Below are 17,322 nucleotides of genomic sequence, written 5' to 3' on the forward strand. Positions count from 1 at the left end.
GGCGACTCCCGGTGTTTTCGCTGCAAGAACTGTGGATTCCAGAACGCGGAGGACAACGGCCGAGGCGAGCGGCGACTCCCGGTGTTTTCGCTGCAAGAACTGTGGATTCCAGAACGCGGAGGACAACCGGCCGAGGCGAGAGGTGGTCCCCTCGTTGTTCGCTGCGGAGTCGCGGAGGCGAGAACGCGGAGGACGACGCCCGAGGCGAGAACGCCGAGGATGACAGGCGAGGCGAATGATGGTTCCCTTGTTGTTCTTTGCGCCTTTGCACTTCTGCGCCGTTCTGCGCGAGAACGTCTTCCTTTTCTCAGGAGCCCCCTCCCATGCCTCCCGACCTTTCCGGCCTTCGTGTCGCCGTTCTCGGTTCGACCTCCGGGATTGGCCGGGCGACCGCGAGGGCGATGGCGCGGTCGGGGGCCGACGTGATCGTTCACGGCAGGAGATCGCGGGAGGAGGCCGAGGCGATCGCGGCCGATTGCCTCGCCTTGGGATCGGCCCGATCGGCCGTGCTGATGGCCGACCTGGCCGATCGGGAGGCCGGCGACCGGCTCGTGGAAGAGGCGTGGGCGACCTGGGGAGGGCTCGACGCCTGGATCCAGATCGCCGGGGCCGACACCCTGACCGGCGAGGGCGCCCGGCTCGACTTCGACGCCAAGCTGGACCTGCTCTGGGCCGTCGACGTGGCGGCCGCGCTTCGGCTCTGCCGCCGGGTCGGGCGCTTGATGAAGGCGAGCGGGCGCGGGATCATCCTCACCATGGGCTGGGATCAGGCTGAGACGGGGATGGAGGGGGACTCCGGCGAGCTGTTCTCGGCCACCAAGGGGGCGGTGATGTGCTTCTCCCGGAGCCTCGCCCTGAGCCTCGCGCCGGAGGTCCGCGTCAACTGCCTGGCCCCGGGGTGGATCAAGACCTCCTGGGGCGAGCAGGCTTCCGACGACTGGCAGCGCCGGGCCGTCTCCGAGACTCCCCTGGCCCGCTGGGGGACGCCGGAGGACGTGGCGGAGGTCGCCCGCTTCCTCGTCGGTCCCGGCTCCGGGTTCCTGACCGGCCAGATCATCCGCATCAACGGCGGCGCGATCCGCTGACGGAGGGCCGACTCATGGCGTTGCGACCCTGGCTGCTCCTGTTCCTGCTCGTCGCGCCGATGGCCGGTCGGGCCTCCGCCCGGCAGGGCGAAGGCGGAGGGCGCACCGACCCCCCTCGGGACGAGGCGCTGCTCGCCCTCAAGACAGCGATCGAGTTCTTCCACTGGGAGGTTTCCTCCCACGGCGGCTACGTCTGGCGCTACAGTTCGGACCTGACCTCTCGCCGAGGCGAGGCGGTCGTCGGCCCGACGACCGTCTGGGTCCAGCCCCCCGGCACGCCGAGCGTCGGCGAGGCGATGCTCGACGCCTACCTCGCCTCGAACGACCCCGACGCGCTCGACGCCGCCCGGGATGCCGCCTATGCCCTCTGCAAGGGACAAATGCACTCCGGAGGATGGGACTACTCGATCGAGTTCGACCCGAGCAAGCGGCCCGAGTTCGACTATCGGGAGAATCCCAATCGTCCGACAACGGCCGGCCGGAACCGGCGCCGGACGACGCTCGACGACGACACGACCCAGGCCTCGATCCGATTCCTCGTCCGCCTCGACGAGGCACTCGGCTTCGAGGACGCCCGCATCCACGACGCCGCTTCCTACGCCCTGGACGCCGTCCTCCGCGCCCAGTACCCCAACGGCGGCTGGTACGTCTGGTGGGATCGCTTTCCGGAACCCCCTTCCGAGCAGGAGTACCCCGTCCTGGCGGCCTCCTTCCCCGAGACCTGGCTCCGCGAGTGGCCGAACACCTGGGAGGGACGCTACGTCACCAACGACAACCTGATGTCCGACCTGATCGACACGCTGCTGCTCGCCCATCGGACCTACGGCGAGCAGCGCTACCTCGACTCGGCCCGCAAGGCGGGCGACTTCCTCGTCCTCGCCCAGCTTCCCGAGCCCCAGCCCGCCTGGGCGCAGCAGTACAACGTGGCCATGCACCCCGAGTGGTCTCGCAAGTTCGAGCCGCCGGCCGTCACGGGAGGGGAGTCGCAGGGGATCCTCCAGGCCCTGATGCGGCTCTACGACGCGACCGGGGAGGAGACCTACCTGGAGCCGATCCCCCGGGCACTGGAGTACCTCCGCCGCTCTCGGCTCCCCGACGGCCGGCTCGCCCGCTTCTACGAGCTGGAGACGAACCGGCCGCTCTACTTCACGAAGGATTACACGCTGACCGACAGCAGCGACGACATGCCGACCCACTACGGGTTCATCGTTTCCTCAAGGCTGGATCGCATCGCCGCCGAGTACGAGGCGATCCGGGCCCGAGGAAGGCCGGCCGCTCCGGAGGCGCCGGGGCCCCCGAGGCTCTCCAGCGGGCTGGCCGAGCGAGCGAGGGAGGCGATCGCCGCGCTGGACGGTCGCGGCGCCTGGGTCGAGGAGGCGGACAACGGCTCGCCGATCATCAACTCGGCCACCTTCATCCGGAACGTCCGCGTCCTGGCCGATTACCTCGCGGCGGTCGACGCGGCGGCGGAGTCCCGTTGACGATGGGCCGGGGGTGGGTGCGACAATCGGTCCATGTCGAAGTCGAATGAGCGCGATCGCCCCCGCATCCTGTTCGTCACTGGCCGGCTCGCCGAGTTCGCGTTGCGCCAGGTGCTCGACGACCTCGCGCCGAGGGCGGGCTTCGAGGGGGAGGTCGCGGTGCTGCCGATCACGGTGGCGGCCCTGATGCCCTCCCCCTGGATCGCCCGACACCTGGAGGTCCCTCCCGGGATCGACCGGGTGATCGTGCCGGGAATGTGCAAGGGGGACCTGGAGCCGGTGCGGGAGAAGACCGGCGTTCCGGTCGAGCGGGGGCCGGACGACCTCCGGGAGCTGCCCCGGTGGTTCGGCCTCGACGGCCCGAAGGCCGACGGCTACGGGGCGTTCGACATCGAGATCCTCGCGGAGATCAACCACGCGCCGACCCGTTCGATCGAGGAGCTGGTCGCCCAGGCCGACCGCTTCGCCGCCGAGGGGGCCGACCGGATCGACCTGGGCTGCGACCCCGGCGGCCCCTGGGGAGGGGTGGGGGAGGCGGTGCGGGCGCTTCGGGAGCGGGGGTACCGCGTCTCGATCGACAGCTTCGACCCGGTCGAGGTCGAATCGGCGATCGCGGCCGGGGCGGACCTGGTCCTGAGCGTCAACGGCTCGAACCGGGATCGGGCGGCCGACTGGGGCGTGGAGGTGGTCGTCATTCCGGATCGAGTCGGCACGCTGGAGGGGCTGGAGGCGTCGATCGAGTTCCTGGAGGCGAAGGGGGTCCCGTTCCGGATCGACCCGATCGTGGAGCCGATCGGCTTCGGCTTCGCCGAGTCGCTCGGCCGGTACCTGAACACTCGGCGCCGCTTTCCCGAGGCGGCGATGATGATGGGGGTGGGGAACCTGACCGAGCTGACCGACGTCGATTCGAGCGGGATGAACGTCGCCCTGATCGGCTTTTGCCAGGAGCTTCGGATCGGCAGCGTGCTGACGACGGCGGTCATCAACTGGGCGAGGTCGTCGGTGCGGGAGATCGACCTGGCGCGGCGGCTCTCCTATCATGCCGTGACCCACCGGACGCTGCCGAAGCACCTGGAGCCGGGCCTGGTCGTGCTCCGGGACCCGACCGTGCCGGCCTTCGGCCGGTCCAACCTGGAGGAGCTTCAGCGCCGGGTTCGCGACCCGAACTGGCGGATCTTTGCCGAGGACGGCATGATCTACGCCCTGAACCACGCGCACTTCCTGGCCGACGCCGACCCGTTCGCCCTGTTCGACCGCATGGGAGTGGACGACCCGGAGCATGCCTTCTATCTCGGTTACGAGCTGGCCAAGGCCCGGACCGCCCTGACCCTGGGCAAGCACTATCGCCAGGACCAGGCGCTCGACTGGGGCCATTTGACCCAGCCGGAGGTCAGCGCCGTCGAGCGTCGCCATCGGGAGCGCGACCGGCATCGCCGCCGCGATCGCGAGGCGAGGGAGGCCGGGTCGTGATCCTCGAGGGCATCGTCACCACGATTGGGCCGGACGGGGCGCTGAATGTCGCTCCGATGGGGCCGGTCGTCGAGCCGGGAGGGCTGGATCGGTTCGTCCTGCGCCCGTACACCGGCTCGACGACGTATCGCAACCTGAAGGCCCTTGGCGAGGGGGTGCTGCACGTCACCGACGACGTGCTCACCGTGGCCCGGGGGGCGATTGGCACTCTCGAGCCGGACAAGGTCCCGACCCGGCCGGCCGAGGTGGTGCGGGGGCGGATCCTCGTCTCGGCCTGCCGATACGTCGAGTTCCGGGTGGTTGACCTGGACGATCGCGAGGAGCGGGCGACGATCCGGTGCGAGGCCGTCGCCTCGGGCCGGCTCCGCGACTTCTTCGGCCTGAACCGGGCGAAGCACGCGGTCGTCGAGGCGGCGATCCTCGCCACCCGCACCGACTTTTTGCCCCTGGCCGAGATCCTGGAGCAGTACGACCGGCTGGCCACGCTCGTCGAGAAGACGGCCGGGCCGGACGAGCGGCTGGCCTTCGACCTGCTTCGGGACCATGTCACGTCGATCGCCCGACGGCGAGGGGTGTCCCTCCCCGGCCAGGGGCCGGGTGTGCCCGAGGCGGTTCGCGTGCGGACCTCCAGCCGGCTGCACTTCGGCCCGCTGGCGTGGGGGGCGTCGGCGTCGGGCCGGCGGTTCGGCGGCGTCGGCCTGATGATCGAGCATCCGGGAGTTCAGTTGCGGGCGCAGCAGGCCGAGGACTGGGCGATCACCGGCATGATCGGCCTCCGGCCGAGGGCGTCGGACTTCGCCTCCCGCGTGCTCTTCCAGCTGGCGAGGAAGATGGACCGGGCCCGGGCGCTGGCGACCTTGCTGCACCTGGAGCAGGCCCCTCCGGAGCACGTCGGCCTGGGCACGGGGACGCAGCTCGGCCTGGCGATCGCTCGGGCGATCACGCTGGTCAACGGCAAGGGAGAGCTGCCGGCGCATCGGCTGGCGGCCCTGACCGGCCGGGGAGCACGGTCGGGGATCGGCATTCTCGGCTTCGATCGCGGGGGGCTGATCGTTGACGGGGGGCACCGCGCTCCTGGATCTCCCGCCCCGCTGGTGGCTCACGCCGAGTTCCCCGACGACTGGGCCGTGCTCGTCGTGATTCCGGCCTCCCCGCCCGGTTTGCACGGCGAGGCCGAGCGCGCCGCCTTCCGGGAACTGCCCCCCATGCCCGAGGCGACCAGCGATCGCCTCTGCCGCCTCGTCCTGCTCGGGCTTCTGCCGAGCATCGCCGAGCGGGACCTGCCCGGGTTCGGGGCGGCGCTGGAGGAGTTCCAGGAGCTCGTCGGCCGCTGGTTCGCCCCCGCCCAGGGGGGCGGGCTGTATGCCGGGCCGGAGGTCGAGGAGGTCGCCCGCTTTCTCAAGGACCGAGGGCTGCACGGCGTCGGTCAGAGTTCCTGGGGCCCAACGCTCTACGGTTTCGACGACGGCCCCGAGGACCGTCGGGCCGAGCTGCTGGCCGACCTTCGCGAGCGCTTCCACCTTCGCTCCGCTCGCGCCTTCTGGACGCGGGCCTCCCGGACCGGCGCGAGCTGGGAGGCGATCGAGCCGACTCCAGTCGAGGAGCAGGGCCTCGGCCATCATTGAACCCTCACCGGGCTCGAGCCGTTGCCGGGGCCGACCTCGGCGGCTATCGTGGGTCCGCCTCCCAAACCGCACCATCCCGATCGCACGCCCCGGGCCGCCATGCCGCTGCTGATGACCTGGACCGCCTCGACGTCGCTGCCTGTCGAATCCGACGCCCTTCGACCCGACGTGATCGCCGGGCGATCGGCCGAGGAGGTGGCGGGGCTCCCGGCCCGGGTCGGGAAGGAGACGGTCCCGCTCGGCGACCTGTTCCGGATCGAAGGGGAAGGCGGCGACGGCCACCTGATCCTCGAAGGGGACCTGGCGCACGTCCGCCGGATCGGCGCGGGGATGGCCTCGGGGAGGTTGACGATCCGAGGGGATGTGGGGCCTCACCTCGGGGCGGAGATGCTCGGCGGCACGATCGAGCTGACCGGAGCCGCCTCCTCCTGGGCCGGGGCCGAGATGCGGGGGGGATTGATCCGCATTCGGGGAGCGGCCGGAGACGCGCTGGGAGCCGCCTATCCCGGGAGCCGTCGGGGGATGCGGGACGGGGAGATCCTGGTCGAAGGACCCGTCGGTCGGGATGCCGGACTGGCGATGCGGCGGGGGCTGATCGCCGTTTCGGGTCCGGCCAGCGACGGGCTTGGCCGGGGGATGATCGCCGGCTCGATCCTGGCGTTCGGTCGTGTCGGCCGGCTCGTCGGGGCGGGGATGAAGCGGGGGACGATCGCACTGTTCGACCCGGGGCCGTCGTTCGAGCCCTCGCCGACCTTCGCCGCCTCGGGGAGCTTCGCGATGCCGGTCCTGACGATCCTGCTGCGCCACCTCCTCGATCGCGGCTTCCCGGTCCCGGCGGGCCTGGAAGGGGCGAGCGTCTCCCGGTACAACGGGGATCTGCTGGATCGAGGGCAGGGGGAGATCCTCTGCCTCGAGGCCGACTGAACCCCGCTCCCCCGTGCCGGATCCCCCATGACGCTCAACGACCGAGCCGCCCGACGGGTTGAGGCCCTCCTGTCCCGCGCCGAGGAGCGCCGAGTCCGGGTGATCGAGGTGCCGGGCGGCGGTCGCGTGGTCGATTGCGGCGTCGAGGCGGCGGGAGGGCTGCTCGCCGGGCTCGACCTGGCCCGGATCTGCATGGCGGACCTGGCGGAGATCGCCCTGGTGCCGGGGATCGTCGGCGACCGCTCGAGCCCGGTCGTGCAGGTGGCCACCGATCACCCGGTTTCCTCCTGCCTGGCCAGCCAGTACGCCGGCTGGCAGCTTGCGCGGGGAGACTTCTTCGCCATGGGCTCCGGCCCGATGCGAGCCGCCTGGGGGGGCGAGGCGGTGTTCGACGCGATCGGCTGCCGAGAAGAGGCCGGCGCGGTGGTGGGAGTGCTCGAAGGGAGGGCCATCCCGACGCCGGAGGTCATGGCCCTGGTCGCCGAGTCCTGCCGGGTGACGCCGACAGCGGTGACGCTCCTGATCGCGCCGACCGCCAGCCTGGCCGGCGGGGTCCAGGTGGTGGCTCGGTCGGTCGAGACGGGCCTGCACAAGCTGCACGAGCTGGGCTTCGACCTCTCCCGGATCGTCTCCGCATTCGGGACCGCCCCGCTGCCCCCGGTCGCCGGGGACGACCTGGCCGCGATCGGCCGGACCAACGACGCGATCCTCTACGGCGGTCGGGTCGTCTTCGACGTGACCGGCGACGACGACAGCCTCCTCGAGATCGGCCCGAAGGTTCCGTCGTCCTCCTCCCGGGATCACGGCGAGCCGTTCGCCGCGGTTTTCTCCCGATACAACCACGACTTCTACGCGGTCGATCCCCACCTCTTCAGCCCGGCCGAGGTCGTCTTCCGCAACCTCCAGACCGGCCGCTGCTTCGCCTTCGGCCGGGTCGAGCCCGAGGTCCTGGCGCGGTCGTTCGGCACCGAGGCCGGTTGAGCCTTCGATGCCGAAGCACGTCGTCGCGCTGGTTTCCGGCTCCGGCTGGCACGTCCAGGATCTGATCCGGGCGGCGGGGAGGCTCGGTCTCCGGTTCGATGCGGTCCCGTTCCCGAGGGTGTCGGCTCTCCTCGGCGACGGGCCGGCACGGATCGAGGCGGGCGGGATCGACCTGGGGGCGGTCGATGGGGTCCTGGTCCGGATGATGCCCCCCGGGTCGCTGGAGCAGGTCGTCTTCCGGATGGACGCCCTTCACCGCCTGGAGGCGGCCGGCGTGCCGGTGCTCAACCCGCCGAGGGCGGTCGAGGCGGCGGTCGACAAGTTCCTCTCGCTGGCCAAGCTCGACGAGCAGGGGTTGCCCGTGCCTCCGACCTGGGTCGGCGAATCGGCCCGGGAGGCGATCGACGCCTTCCTCGCCCTAGGAGGTGACGCGGTCATCAAGCCCCTCTTCGGCGCCGAGGGGAGGGGGCTCGTGCGGGTGTCCGACCCGGAGCTGGCGGCCCGAGTCCTTCGCGCATTGGAACGCATCGGCGCGACGTTGTACGTTCAGAAGCACATCAGGAACCTGGGCCGGGACCTGCGCGCCTTCGTCCTCGGGGGCCGGGTCCTGGGGGCGATCCGACGGACGGCGGCCGGCGGCGAGTGGCGGACGAACGTCGCCCTCGGCGGCAGCGCGGAGCCAGTGACGCTCGACCCCGAGGGCGAGCGCCTCGCCCTGGCCGCCGCCGAGGCGGTGGGGGCCCGAATGGCGGGGGTCGACCTGCTTCCCGACGAGGACTCGGGCCGGCTGGTCGTCCTGGAGGTCAACGCCGTTCCCGGCTGGCGGGCGCTGGCCGGGGCGACGGGGGTCGACGTGGCGTCGGCGATCCTGGAGGAGCTATGCTCGACGGGGCGATGACCCCTCCGGCCGAGACGGCTCCCGCCATGTCCGCCCAGCTCGCCTGCCTCCTCGAAGCTACCGCCCGAAAGCCGGGCAACGTCCACCGCTTCCGGGACTTCGACGACGCCCACTACCTCGACTTCGTCGTCAGCGCCTCGGCGCTCGACCGACTGCTGACCCCCGAGCGATACCGCCGGCTCGGCCTCGGCCCCCTGATCGCCGAGGCGGTCGCCGACTCGATCCGACGGGTCGGGCACAACACGAACCTCGGGATGATCCTGCTGCTGGCCCCGCTCGCATCAATCGAGGACGACTCGGCCGACCTCCGGGGAGCGCTGGCCCGGATCCTGGAGCGGACGACGATCGACGACGCCCGGGCCGTCTTCGCCGCCATCCGGCTCGCCCGGCCCGGCGGCCTCGGCTCGACCGGGGAGCAGGACGTGGCCGGCGAGCCGACCGTCTCGCTTCGGGAGGCGATGCGGCTGGCCTCCGATCGGGACGCGATCGCCCGGCAGTACGTCACCGCCTTCGAGGACGTGTTCGAGATCGGCGTGCCCACCCTCCGAGGAGAGATCCGGGTCGGCCGGCCCCTGGAGACCGCGATCCTTCGGGCCCACCTGACACTCATGGCCCAGCGCCCCGACACCTTGATCGGCCGGAAGTGTGGCCCCGAGATCGCGGCCGAGTCGTCCCGGAGGGCCGCCGCCGTACTCGACTCGGGATGGCCGGATCGTCCCTCCTCGGGGGACGAGCTCCGCCGGCTCGACGATTGGCTCCGAGCCGACGGCCATTCCCGGAACCCCGGAGCCACGGCCGACCTGATCGCCGCCTGCCTCTTCGTGGCCCTTCGAGAAGGAACGATCGAGTTCCCCAAACACGTCAACCGATCCGGCTGGGAGTGCGTCTCCCTCTCCCGATCGTGATCTCCCCGACCACCGACCTCGAGGCTCTCCCATGACATCACGCCGCTACACCGTCCGCGTCACCAAGGACGAGCTGGTCTTCAGCGCCGGACACTTCATCACCTTCAACGGCGACGAATGCGAGCGCATTCATGGCCACAACTGGCGGGTGGCCGTCGAGGTGGACGGGCCGCTCGACGAGAACCACTACGTCTTCGACTTCATCGCGCTGCGCGACCTGACGCGAGCCCTTGTGGCCGAGCTGGACCACCGGATGCTTCTGCCCGACCGCAACCCTCACATCCGGGTGGGTGTCGAGGGCCGGAACGTCGTCTGCCGCCACCGCGACCGCCTCTGGAGCTTCCCGGCGGAGGAGTGCGTCATCCTCCCGATCGAGAACACGACGGCCGAGCGAATCGCCGACCACCTCGGCGACCGGCTCCGGGCGGCCATCGCCTCGAGAGGGATGCCCTTCCCCCGGGCGATGCGCGTCTCGGTCGAGGAGAACTTCGGCCAGTGGGCCACGGCCCATTGGGACGCGGAGGAGGATGGAGGTTGATCGGAGATCGCGGACCGGTCGCGGTCAGAGGTCGGAGCCCAGCAGGTCGGCCGCCGAGGAGCTGCCGGGCGCTCCCCGGGCGGGTTCCGGGAGCGGAGCCGTCGCGACCAGACCCGTTGGCTTCTCCGCCGGGACGTCGTCATCCTCGTCGAAGAACGACGGGTCGTCCACCCTCCCCAGGCATCGGTTGAACGTGCCCAGGGTCGCCATCAGCAGCGCGATCGCGGCGCCGAGGTAGGCGATCGTCCAGAAGATCGTCCAGGCGGTCTGCTCGACGAAGTCGCTCCCAGAGCCCTGCCCGGCGATCAGGGCGCTGTACGCTCCCACTCCGAAGAGCGGGCTGGCCGAGGCCAGGCCGGCACCGTCCCCCGAGCCGTCCTCGAAGAGGAACAGCGCGAAGAACATCCAGCCGATGCATATCCCGGTGTAGCAGCCGACGGTCAGGCCGACGGCGCGTCCCAACCTCGGGATCCAGGTCGCCAGGGCCAGGCCGAGGCTGGTGATCGCGGCCCCGTAGGAGAGGATCAAGGCGGCCATCAGGAGGACCGCCCCGTAGTGGCCGGAGAACCCGGCGAGGGCGGTCGTCACGGCCGTGGGCAGGATCAATAGCGGGCTCACCCCCCGGAAGGTCCCCCACCACTTGCCCCAGATGATCGACCGGGTCGGCAGGGGGGTCGCCAGCAGGACGTCGAGGCTTCCTCGCTGCCGCTCCTCGGCCAGGCTTGTCGCCGCCGAGACGCTCAGCAGCAGGAGCCCGGACCCCACCTGGAGGCAGTTGACGAAGATGCCGAGATCCTTCCCCGAGTTCCAGCCGACTCCCCAGGCGTCGACCATCAGCACGATCGCCTGGAGGCTGAAGCCGCCGCAGACCAGGACGTAGATCCCCCAGATCGCCAGGGTCCACCGCGACGGCCGCTTCCGCTGGCATTCCCGCCAGAGCACCGGGTTGCGGTCCAGGGACGGTTCCGGTCGGATCCGGCGGTACAGCCGACGCATCCCGAGCAGCAGCCGGCCCGCCCGCCCGAGGCGATCGGGCTTCAGCGCATCGAGGGCCGACAGCCTGCGGACCCTCCTCCGGGAGGCTCCCTCCCCGCTCCCGAGCTGCCGGATCGTGACCGTCCGGATCCGCCAGGTCGCCAGAGCGATCAGCAGGGCCGACGCGAACAGGGAGAGGCCGAAGAAGATCGCATGCGTGCCGATCCTCACCGGGGCCATCCCCGGGGGGGAGTCGATGACGGCGATCACCAGGAACACCGGGTTGTACACCGCCAGGTCCTGCCAGCCCGGGACCCAGGGGAGCTTCAGAAACAGACCCGGCACCAGGCTCCGCACTCCCGCGTAGATCGGCGCGGCCAGCACGTAGAGGATGCCGAAGACGTAGGTTGCCATCAGCACCTCGTGCGGTTTCTTGCCCCAGACCGACAGCGTCAGCGCCAGCGAGCAGCCGAAGACGGCGCACGAGAGCACCACGAGGATCGCCCCGAACAGGCCGACCGGGTCGATTCCCCCGAACAGCGTCGCGATCGCCAGCACCGGGGAGGAGCAGAGGACCATCCCCAGCACCGGGACCAGCCGGGCGGCGAGCTTGCCGAGGACGATCTCCGCGTCGGACAGGTCGGTGGCGAAGAGCAGCGTCAGGTTGCCCCTCGCCTTGTCGAGGCAGACCGCCCCGGCCGTCGCCGCGGGCGCCGCCAGGCCGACCAGGCCGAGCAGCACCATCACCGTCGCGGTGTAGAACCCCCGGCCCACCTCCGCCTGCTGCTCGATCGTCACGTCGCGCGGGCCCATTCGACCGACGTACGACTCGGCCCAGACCAGCCACATCGTGCCCAGCAGCAGCGCGACGGTCAGCGACCGCAGGGCGTAGGGCTGCCATCGTCTCGAGGAGGTCAGCCACTCGAATGCGAAGACCGGGCCGAGTCCCACATGCCTCGCCATGTCCCGAGCCCCCGCCGCTGGTGTGCCAGGTGCGCGATGATCCCCGCGTTCTTCGCCGGTCGGGGGGTGATCTTAACCGGGACCTCGCCAGGATCGCCAGGAGGAGGCCGAGGCCGAGGGAATCTGGGTCAACCGGAGCGACTCCCCCGGTAGGCCCATCGGCAGGCTCCCACCGCCAGTGCTCCGGCCCCGGCGAAGGCCGCCAGCAGCACCAGGCCGACGGCCGAGATCCGGCTATCGACCCCGAAGTGCATCTGGCCCCAGAGGAACTTGGTCAGGGGATCGGTCCCGGCGGGGGAGACGAGGTTGGTGATCGGCAGCTCTCCGGTCGCCAGCACGAAGCCGACGAGCCAGCTCGCCCCGACCGGCCCGGCGGTCATCGGCAGGGCCACCCGAGCGATCCGACCGGTTGGCCCGTGGCCGTCCACCTCGGCCGACTCCAGCAGCGCCGCCGGGATTCCCCGCACCGCCGGCCAGAGGACGAGCAGGGCGAAGGGGAGGGTCCGCATCACGTACCCGAGGGCGACGATCGCCAGCGAGTCGGACACCGGCGCCACGGGCAGATACGCCTGGAGCAACGCCATGCCCGCCACCGGCCCCGGCAGCGCCAGCAGCAGGCTGGCCGAGAGCAAGGTCGCCCACCGCCAGGGGCCCGGGCGCCGGCAGAGCCAGGCGAGCCCCCAGGCGAGGAGCACGCTCAGCGAGGCGCCCACAGCCGCGACGGCCGCCGTCTCCAGCAGCGGCCCCCGCACCTCGGCAGCCGCATACGAGAGGGAGGCTCCCAGCCCCCCCGGCGACCACGACGGCGAGACTCCCGCCGCGGCATCGCCCCCCACCCGGCCGGCTCTCCAGGCCATCGCCAGCACCGGAGGCACAAACAGGGCGGCCGAGACCAGCCACGCGAGCAGCCCGATCGGCCATCGCCACGCCCCCAACCGCCACTCCCGGGAGGCCGCCGAGGCCGAGGCGATCCGGGCCGGGTCGACCCGCAGCACCAGCCGCCCGGCGACCAGCAGCGACAGGCCGATCGTCAGGGCCGGGGGGATCGCCACCAGGGCCACCGCCGCCGGCGGCCTCCCGAGCCCGTACTGCACGTACGCCTCCTCGGCGAAGGTGCGGACGAGGAGCAGGTCGGTGACGGTCATGTCCCCTGCCGTCAGCGCGGCCACCAGCACCGCCGAGCCGACGATCGCCCCGGCCGCCCCCCGGAGGCTCACCCCGAGGAGCACGCGCCAGGCCGGCAGGTCGAGCAGGGCCGATTCCTCCAGCTCCGGCGGGACGGCCCGCAGGCCGATCCCCGAGAGCAACGCCACCCACGGCACCCCCGCCACCGCGTGCACGAACGCGGCCCCTGGCCAGCCCTTCAGGAGCGGCTCCCGGCCGAAGAGCTGCCCGTAGCCGGCGCCGCCGAAGCCGCCGAGCCAGCCGGCGACGAGAATCGGCATCGGGACGAAGACCGCCAGCGCCATCGCGGCCCGCAGGAGCCGCCGGCCGGGCAGGTCGGTGCGCGAGAGGAGCACGGCCATCGGCAGTCCGATCGCCAGCGCCCCGAGCACGGCGGCCCCCGACACCCGGAGCGTCTCGACCGCCGGGCCGGCGACGAGCGACGCCTCCCGGCCGAAGGCCCCGGCGTCGATCAAGGCGAACGAGCCCGACGGCGCCCCAGCTCCCCGGACCGCCTGCCAGGCCGTCGCCGCGATGGGCCAGCCCAGCACCGCCACCAGGCCAAGGGCCGCCGCCATCCGGCCCGCCGCCGGCGCCAGGCGGTCGCCGCTCACGCCCGGAGCCCCGCCTCTCGCATCAGTCGGCTGGTCGACTCGAAGGCCTCGCGAACCCAGTCGACGATCTTCTCGGGCTCGGGCGAATACTCCAACTCGACGGAGATGGTCGCGTCGGGGATGTTCAACGCCTTGATCGCCCTCAGGTAGCCGGGGAAGTCGACCACTCCCCGGCCAGGAGGGAGGTCGCCGTGGACCCTGCCGTCGCAATCGGAAATGTGCATGTGAGCGACCCGGCCTGAGAGCCGGACGATCGACTCGGGAGGCTCTCCGGAGAGCACCAGGTGGGAGATGTCCAGGTTCGCCTTCACGTTCGGGTGGTCGACCTCGTCGAGGAACCGGGCCATGCCGTCCACGTCCCGGATCAGCGACAGCTCGAACGGCTCCAGCTCCAGGGCGATTTCCAGGTCAAGGTCCTCGGCGTATTCCCCCAACGCCCGGACGTTCCGCACGGCGGCCGCCCACTGCTCCTCGGGGGGGATGACCTGCTTCTGCCAGATGTACTCCCCCAGCACCAGCAGCAGGTTCCTCGCCTCGAACTCGTAGGCCATGTCGAGGTACTTGCGGCAGCGGTCGAGGTGGAAGCGCTGGACGCTCGGGTTGAAGTCGATCAGGCCGACCGCCACGCAGGGGATGCTGACGATCGGCAGTTCGAGCGTGTCGCAGGCATCTTTGATGAGTTTGCGCTCGCGGACGTCGATGTCGAGGGGATCGGCGAAGATGTCGATGGTGTCGAAGCCGATCTCCTTGGTCTTCTGGATGCCGAAGGAGGTCTCCCGGCCCGCCTGGGCCCAGGCGGAGTTGATCAGACCGAGGTCCATAGGTCCATCCTCGTCGCGGAAGACTGACGGATGATCGCCGGCGGCGGGAGATCGAATCGGCGGGAGTCGATCCCGGGGACTGGCCCCGCCTCCTCCGTTCATGGTGCCCCCGAGGGGCGGGGGAATCCAGCCCTCGCCGCCCCGCATCGCCAGGGAAGTGATGAGGTTGCATCGGGCTCGGCCCGCCGGATACAACCGAGGATCGTCCCCCTCTCCAGACCCCCTGGACGGGGCGACCTCTCCGCGCGACCCGATCGCTGAAGGATTTCTTCGATGAGGATGCCTCGCGTCCCCCAACTCCTGGCGACGGTCCTTCAGGCCGGGGCCCTCCAACTCGTCGTCGGCTGTGGGTGGCTGATCGAGGAGGCTCCCCCGCCCGAGGTCGAGGAGGCCAAGCCGGAAGGAACGCTCGACCCGGACTCGGCGAAGCTCCGCGTTCCGGGGAAGCCTCCGTTCGTGACGGCTCCTCGGGAGCGTGGCCGGCCGATCTCCGACGAGGAACTGAAGGAGATGACCGCCGCCGAGCTGGTCGACCGCTCCCGGCTGACCTTCGAGGCCGACGAGCGCATCCGGATCCTCAGGGCCGCCCTCGAGAAGGAGCCGGAGAACCGGGACGCCCGCCTGGAGTTGATGGTCGCCCTGGAGGACAAGGGGACCGACCTCGCCCTCAATCACAGGCTCCGGGACGAGAGCAAGCGACCCCTCAACGAGGCCGCCCAACTGGCCCGGGAACTGCTCGCCGAACAACCAATCGAGGACCGTTATCTCGTGGTCGCCGCGACCGCCTTCTACAACGAAGCCTGCAACCGCTCCCTCGACGGCCAACTCGATGAGGCCGTCGCCTCGCTCCGGGAGGCGTTCGAGCTCGGCTTCGACAACCCGATCATCCTCGATGACCCGGAACTGGATCCGCTGCGCGATCGGGAGGATTTCCAGGAGCTGCTCGATCGGCTTTCCCCACCACCGGAGCACCCCGGATCCGGGGCAGGCATCGAATGAGCCCACGGCCCCGCCCTGAGCGCGCTCAACGGACCTCGACGGTCGATTGGAACCCCGGCGGCATCGGCATCGCCTCCAGGTCCCTCCGGAGCGCCCGACGCTGCCAGAAGCGACTCGCCTGGGCCCGGATGTGGACCCGACGGCCAACGATCAGAATCTCCAGCGCCGCGAGCCGGTCTCCCGAGCCCGCCACGATCCGGCGCTCCAGCGCCCTCCTCAGGGCCGCCACCGCCTCCGGGTCCTCGGGGTCGATCGCAGGCGCTCCGGCCGGTTCCGACCCGGGGGCGGCCATCGGAACCGATCCCGAGTCCCTGGGGAGCGTTCCCAGCCTCCTCCCGAACAGCCCGCCGAGGAAGGGAGGCCGGGGGCGTCCGAACGCTCCCGGATTCGGCTCCTCCGACGCATCGCGGTCGTTTCGGCGGGTCGCTCGGCTCGGCCCCGGGGCGAGGAGCGGGTTGGAGCCGTCTCGGTCGCCATTCGATCCCGTGTCCACCCCGATCGGGGGCCTGATCGCTGGCGAGAGGACCAGGGGAGCCGTTCCCGTTCCCGTCCTCGTCCTCGTCCCCTCGGCGGGCCGAACCGAGAGGGGGGGGGCGACTCCCACCGTCCTCGATGGCGGCCCGGCGGGGGCCGGAAGGCTCCCGACGCCCACTGGGCCCGCCGGCTCGGCAGCCGGACGTCGCCGGGCCGGGGAGGGCGGGACGCTCGCCGAGGGCAGTCCCGGCAGGCCTCGGTACGGTGAGGGGCCGGTCCTCGGATCCGACATCCCGGCGGGAGGAGGCGGGGTCGGCCGGACCTCCGACGGGGGATCGATGCGGACGATCGGTCGCTCATCCTGGGCCGTCGCGAGCCCCGAGGCCAAAACGACCAGGGCGATGCCCCGCGTCGTTGCCGTCGCGATCATCCCCATCGCCTCCCTCCGCTGGCCGATCGTCCCGGGCGTCTGGTCGTCCCTCCTCTCCTCGACACTCCCATCGACCCTGGGCAGCCGGTCGGTTGAGCGGCTTGGGACCTTCGGGAGGCCGTCGGTTCCGGTCGACCCGGCTGTGTCGGGAGGGAGAGCGGTCGGGGGCTCGTCCCCAGGGGAGGATGCCCCGTGAGCCGTCCGGTGGGAGCCGAGGCCGCGATCGTGACAGGGGCCTCCAGCGGGATCGGCGCCGCGATGGCGGCGCAACTGGCGGACCGGGGAGTGCGGGTCGGGCTGACGGCCCGGAGGACCGACCTCCTGGACGCTCTGGCCGCCTCGATCCGGGCCCGGGGAGGGACGGCGGCCGTCTCGGCGGCCGACGCGGCGGATCCGGACGCGACCCGGAGGGCGATCGCGCTGCTGGACCGGCAGATTGGCCCGGTCGATCTGCTGATCGCCAACGCCGGGATCGGCCGGAGCACGCCCGCCGTCGGGTTCTCGGCCGGAGTGGTCGACGAGCTGTTCCGGGTGAACCTGATCGGGGCGTCGGCCGCGATCGAGGCGGTCTTGCCGGGGATGATCGAGCGGAGACGAGGGAGGATCGTCGGCATCGGCAGCCTCGCCTCGATCCGAGGGCTCCCCGGCTCGGCCGGGTACTGCGCGAGCAAGGCGGCGCTGGCGACCCTGCTGGAAGGCCTCCGAGTCGACCTGAGGAGGCTCGGCATCTCGGTCTCGATCGTCCAGCCCGGATTCGTGCAGACCCCGATGACCGATCGGGCGACGCACCCCCGCCCCTGGCTGATGGACGCCGACCGGGCCGCCCGGATCATCCTGGACGGGATCGCCCGGGGACGTCGTCGGATCGACTTCCCCGGGCCGATGGCCGCCCTGCTCCGGCTGGTGAGGGCGCTGCCGGATCCGGTCTTCGACCGACTGGCGGCCCGGATCCTCTCGGGCTGATCGCGATCGGCC

The 17,322-nt window shown here is 71.5% G+C and carries 15 protein-coding genes; 11 read left to right on the forward strand and 4 right to left on the reverse strand.

The features are described 5' to 3' along the window. Window positions 1–323 precede the first annotated feature (323 nt). The 9 genes from TsocGM_RS20470 to TsocGM_RS20515 all read left to right on the forward strand — a co-directional run bounded on the left by TsocGM_RS20470 (window position 324) and on the right by TsocGM_RS20515 (window position 9,907). Entirely contained in the window at window positions 324–1,085 is a 762-nt protein-coding gene (locus TsocGM_RS20470; RefSeq protein ID WP_126727329.1) for an SDR family NAD(P)-dependent oxidoreductase, read from the forward strand. A 14-nt stretch (window positions 1,086–1,099) separates the two neighbouring features. Then, window positions 1,100–2,566 carry a pectate lyase gene (locus TsocGM_RS20475; RefSeq protein ID WP_126727330.1) on the forward strand — a complete coding sequence of 489 codons (1,467 nt, stop codon included), beginning with the start codon at window positions 1,100–1,102 and terminating at the stop codon, window positions 2,564–2,566. A 33-nt stretch (window positions 2,567–2,599) separates the two neighbouring features. Further along, the gene (locus tag TsocGM_RS20480) at window positions 2,600–4,036 is read left to right on the forward strand and encodes a DUF6513 domain-containing protein (protein ID WP_126727331.1); all 1,437 of its coding nucleotides are present in this window, start codon (window positions 2,600–2,602) and stop codon (window positions 4,034–4,036) included. Further along, the gene (locus TsocGM_RS27230) at window positions 4,033–5,661 is read left to right on the forward strand and encodes a beta-ribofuranosylaminobenzene 5'-phosphate synthase family protein (protein WP_233579061.1); all 1,629 of its coding nucleotides are present in this window, start codon (window positions 4,033–4,035) and stop codon (window positions 5,659–5,661) included. The genes TsocGM_RS20480 and TsocGM_RS27230 overlap by 4 nt, the downstream gene beginning before the upstream one ends. Window positions 5,662–5,760: 99 nt before the next feature. Then, the gene (locus tag TsocGM_RS20495; RefSeq protein WP_126727332.1) at window positions 5,761–6,585 is read left to right on the forward strand and encodes a formylmethanofuran dehydrogenase subunit C; all 825 of its coding nucleotides are present in this window, start codon (window positions 5,761–5,763) and stop codon (window positions 6,583–6,585) included. Window positions 6,586–6,612: 27 nt separating this feature from the next. After that, window positions 6,613–7,566, forward strand: a complete 954-nt coding sequence (gene mch / locus TsocGM_RS20500; RefSeq protein ID WP_126727333.1) for a methenyltetrahydromethanopterin cyclohydrolase — start codon at window positions 6,613–6,615, stop codon at window positions 7,564–7,566. Window positions 7,567–7,573: 7 nt separating this feature from the next. Beyond that, a complete protein-coding gene (locus tag TsocGM_RS20505) occupies window positions 7,574–8,464 on the forward strand; it encodes an ATP-grasp domain-containing protein (protein WP_126727334.1) in 891 nt (296 codons plus the stop codon). A gap of 26 nt (window positions 8,465–8,490) precedes the next feature. Next, entirely contained in the window at window positions 8,491–9,369 is an 879-nt protein-coding gene (locus tag TsocGM_RS20510) for a triphosphoribosyl-dephospho-CoA synthase (RefSeq protein WP_233579062.1), read from the forward strand. A gap of 31 nt (window positions 9,370–9,400) precedes the next feature. Next, window positions 9,401–9,907, forward strand: coding sequence for a 6-pyruvoyl trahydropterin synthase family protein (locus TsocGM_RS20515; protein ID WP_126727336.1), 507 nt, complete (start codon window positions 9,401–9,403; stop codon window positions 9,905–9,907). A 24-nt stretch (window positions 9,908–9,931) separates the two neighbouring features. Here the strand turns inward: TsocGM_RS20515 and TsocGM_RS20520 are convergent, their stop codons facing one another. The 3 genes from TsocGM_RS20520 to TsocGM_RS20530 all read right to left on the reverse strand — a co-directional run bounded on the left by TsocGM_RS20520 (window position 9,932) and on the right by TsocGM_RS20530 (window position 14,444). Next, complete coding sequence (locus TsocGM_RS20520; protein ID WP_126727337.1) at window positions 9,932–11,845, reverse strand: ABC transporter permease; 1,914 nt, start codon at window positions 11,843–11,845, stop codon at window positions 9,932–9,934. Window positions 11,846–11,973: 128 nt separating this feature from the next. Then, window positions 11,974–13,623, reverse strand: coding sequence for an ABC transporter permease (locus TsocGM_RS20525; protein WP_126727338.1), 1,650 nt, complete (start codon window positions 13,621–13,623; stop codon window positions 11,974–11,976). After that, window positions 13,620–14,444 carry a sugar phosphate isomerase/epimerase family protein gene (locus TsocGM_RS20530; protein WP_126727339.1) on the reverse strand — a complete coding sequence of 275 codons (825 nt, stop codon included), beginning with the start codon at window positions 14,442–14,444 and terminating at the stop codon, window positions 13,620–13,622. Before TsocGM_RS20530 ends, TsocGM_RS20525 begins: the two co-directional genes overlap by 4 nt. A gap of 273 nt (window positions 14,445–14,717) precedes the next feature. Between TsocGM_RS20530 and TsocGM_RS20535 the strand changes: the two genes are divergently transcribed. Next, window positions 14,718–15,443 carry a TPR end-of-group domain-containing protein gene (locus TsocGM_RS20535; protein WP_126727340.1) on the forward strand — a complete coding sequence of 242 codons (726 nt, stop codon included), beginning with the start codon at window positions 14,718–14,720 and terminating at the stop codon, window positions 15,441–15,443. A gap of 25 nt (window positions 15,444–15,468) precedes the next feature. Here the strand turns inward: TsocGM_RS20535 and TsocGM_RS20540 are convergent, their stop codons facing one another. Next, window positions 15,469–15,735 (reverse strand): hypothetical protein, encoded by a 267-nt coding sequence (locus TsocGM_RS20540; protein ID WP_126727341.1) that lies wholly within the window; start codon window positions 15,733–15,735, stop codon window positions 15,469–15,471. Window positions 15,736–16,539: 804 nt separating this feature from the next. Here TsocGM_RS20540 and TsocGM_RS20545 point away from each other — a divergent pair. Beyond that, complete coding sequence (locus TsocGM_RS20545) at window positions 16,540–17,310, forward strand: SDR family NAD(P)-dependent oxidoreductase (protein WP_126727342.1); 771 nt, start codon at window positions 16,540–16,542, stop codon at window positions 17,308–17,310. The last annotated feature ends 12 nt before the right edge of the window (window positions 17,311–17,322 follow it).

The sequence above is a fragment of the Tautonia sociabilis genome (genome assembly GCF_003977685.1).
GTDB classification, from domain to species: domain Bacteria; phylum Planctomycetota; class Planctomycetia; order Isosphaerales; family Isosphaeraceae; genus Tautonia; species Tautonia sociabilis.

What these genes read in the sequence shown, in the direction of transcription:
- TsocGM_RS20540 (WP_126727341.1), bottom strand. Translation starts at nt 15,735, where the DNA reads ATGGCCGCCCCCGGGTCGGAACCGGCCGGAGCGCCTGCGATCGACCCC.
- TsocGM_RS20530 (WP_126727339.1), bottom strand. Translation starts at nt 14,444, where the DNA reads ATGGACCTCGGTCTGATCAACTCCGCCTGGGCCCAGGCGGGCCGGGAG.
- TsocGM_RS20505 (WP_126727334.1), top strand. Translation starts at nt 7,574, where the DNA reads ATGCCGAAGCACGTCGTCGCGCTGGTTTCCGGCTCCGGCTGGCACGTC.
- TsocGM_RS20515 (WP_126727336.1), top strand. Translation starts at nt 9,401, where the DNA reads ATGACATCACGCCGCTACACCGTCCGCGTCACCAAGGACGAGCTGGTC.
- TsocGM_RS20480 (WP_126727331.1), top strand. Translation starts at nt 2,600, where the DNA reads ATGTCGAAGTCGAATGAGCGCGATCGCCCCCGCATCCTGTTCGTCACT.
- TsocGM_RS20470 (WP_126727329.1), top strand. Translation starts at nt 324, where the DNA reads ATGCCTCCCGACCTTTCCGGCCTTCGTGTCGCCGTTCTCGGTTCGACC.
- TsocGM_RS20510 (WP_233579062.1), top strand. Translation starts at nt 8,491, where the DNA reads ATGTCCGCCCAGCTCGCCTGCCTCCTCGAAGCTACCGCCCGAAAGCCG.
- mch (WP_126727333.1), top strand. Translation starts at nt 6,613, where the DNA reads ATGACGCTCAACGACCGAGCCGCCCGACGGGTTGAGGCCCTCCTGTCC.
- TsocGM_RS20535 (WP_126727340.1), top strand. Translation starts at nt 14,718, where the DNA reads ATGAGGATGCCTCGCGTCCCCCAACTCCTGGCGACGGTCCTTCAGGCC.
- TsocGM_RS20520 (WP_126727337.1), bottom strand. Translation starts at nt 11,845, where the DNA reads ATGGCGAGGCATGTGGGACTCGGCCCGGTCTTCGCATTCGAGTGGCTG.
- TsocGM_RS20495 (WP_126727332.1), top strand. Translation starts at nt 5,761, where the DNA reads ATGCCGCTGCTGATGACCTGGACCGCCTCGACGTCGCTGCCTGTCGAA.
- TsocGM_RS20475 (WP_126727330.1), top strand. Translation starts at nt 1,100, where the DNA reads ATGGCGTTGCGACCCTGGCTGCTCCTGTTCCTGCTCGTCGCGCCGATG.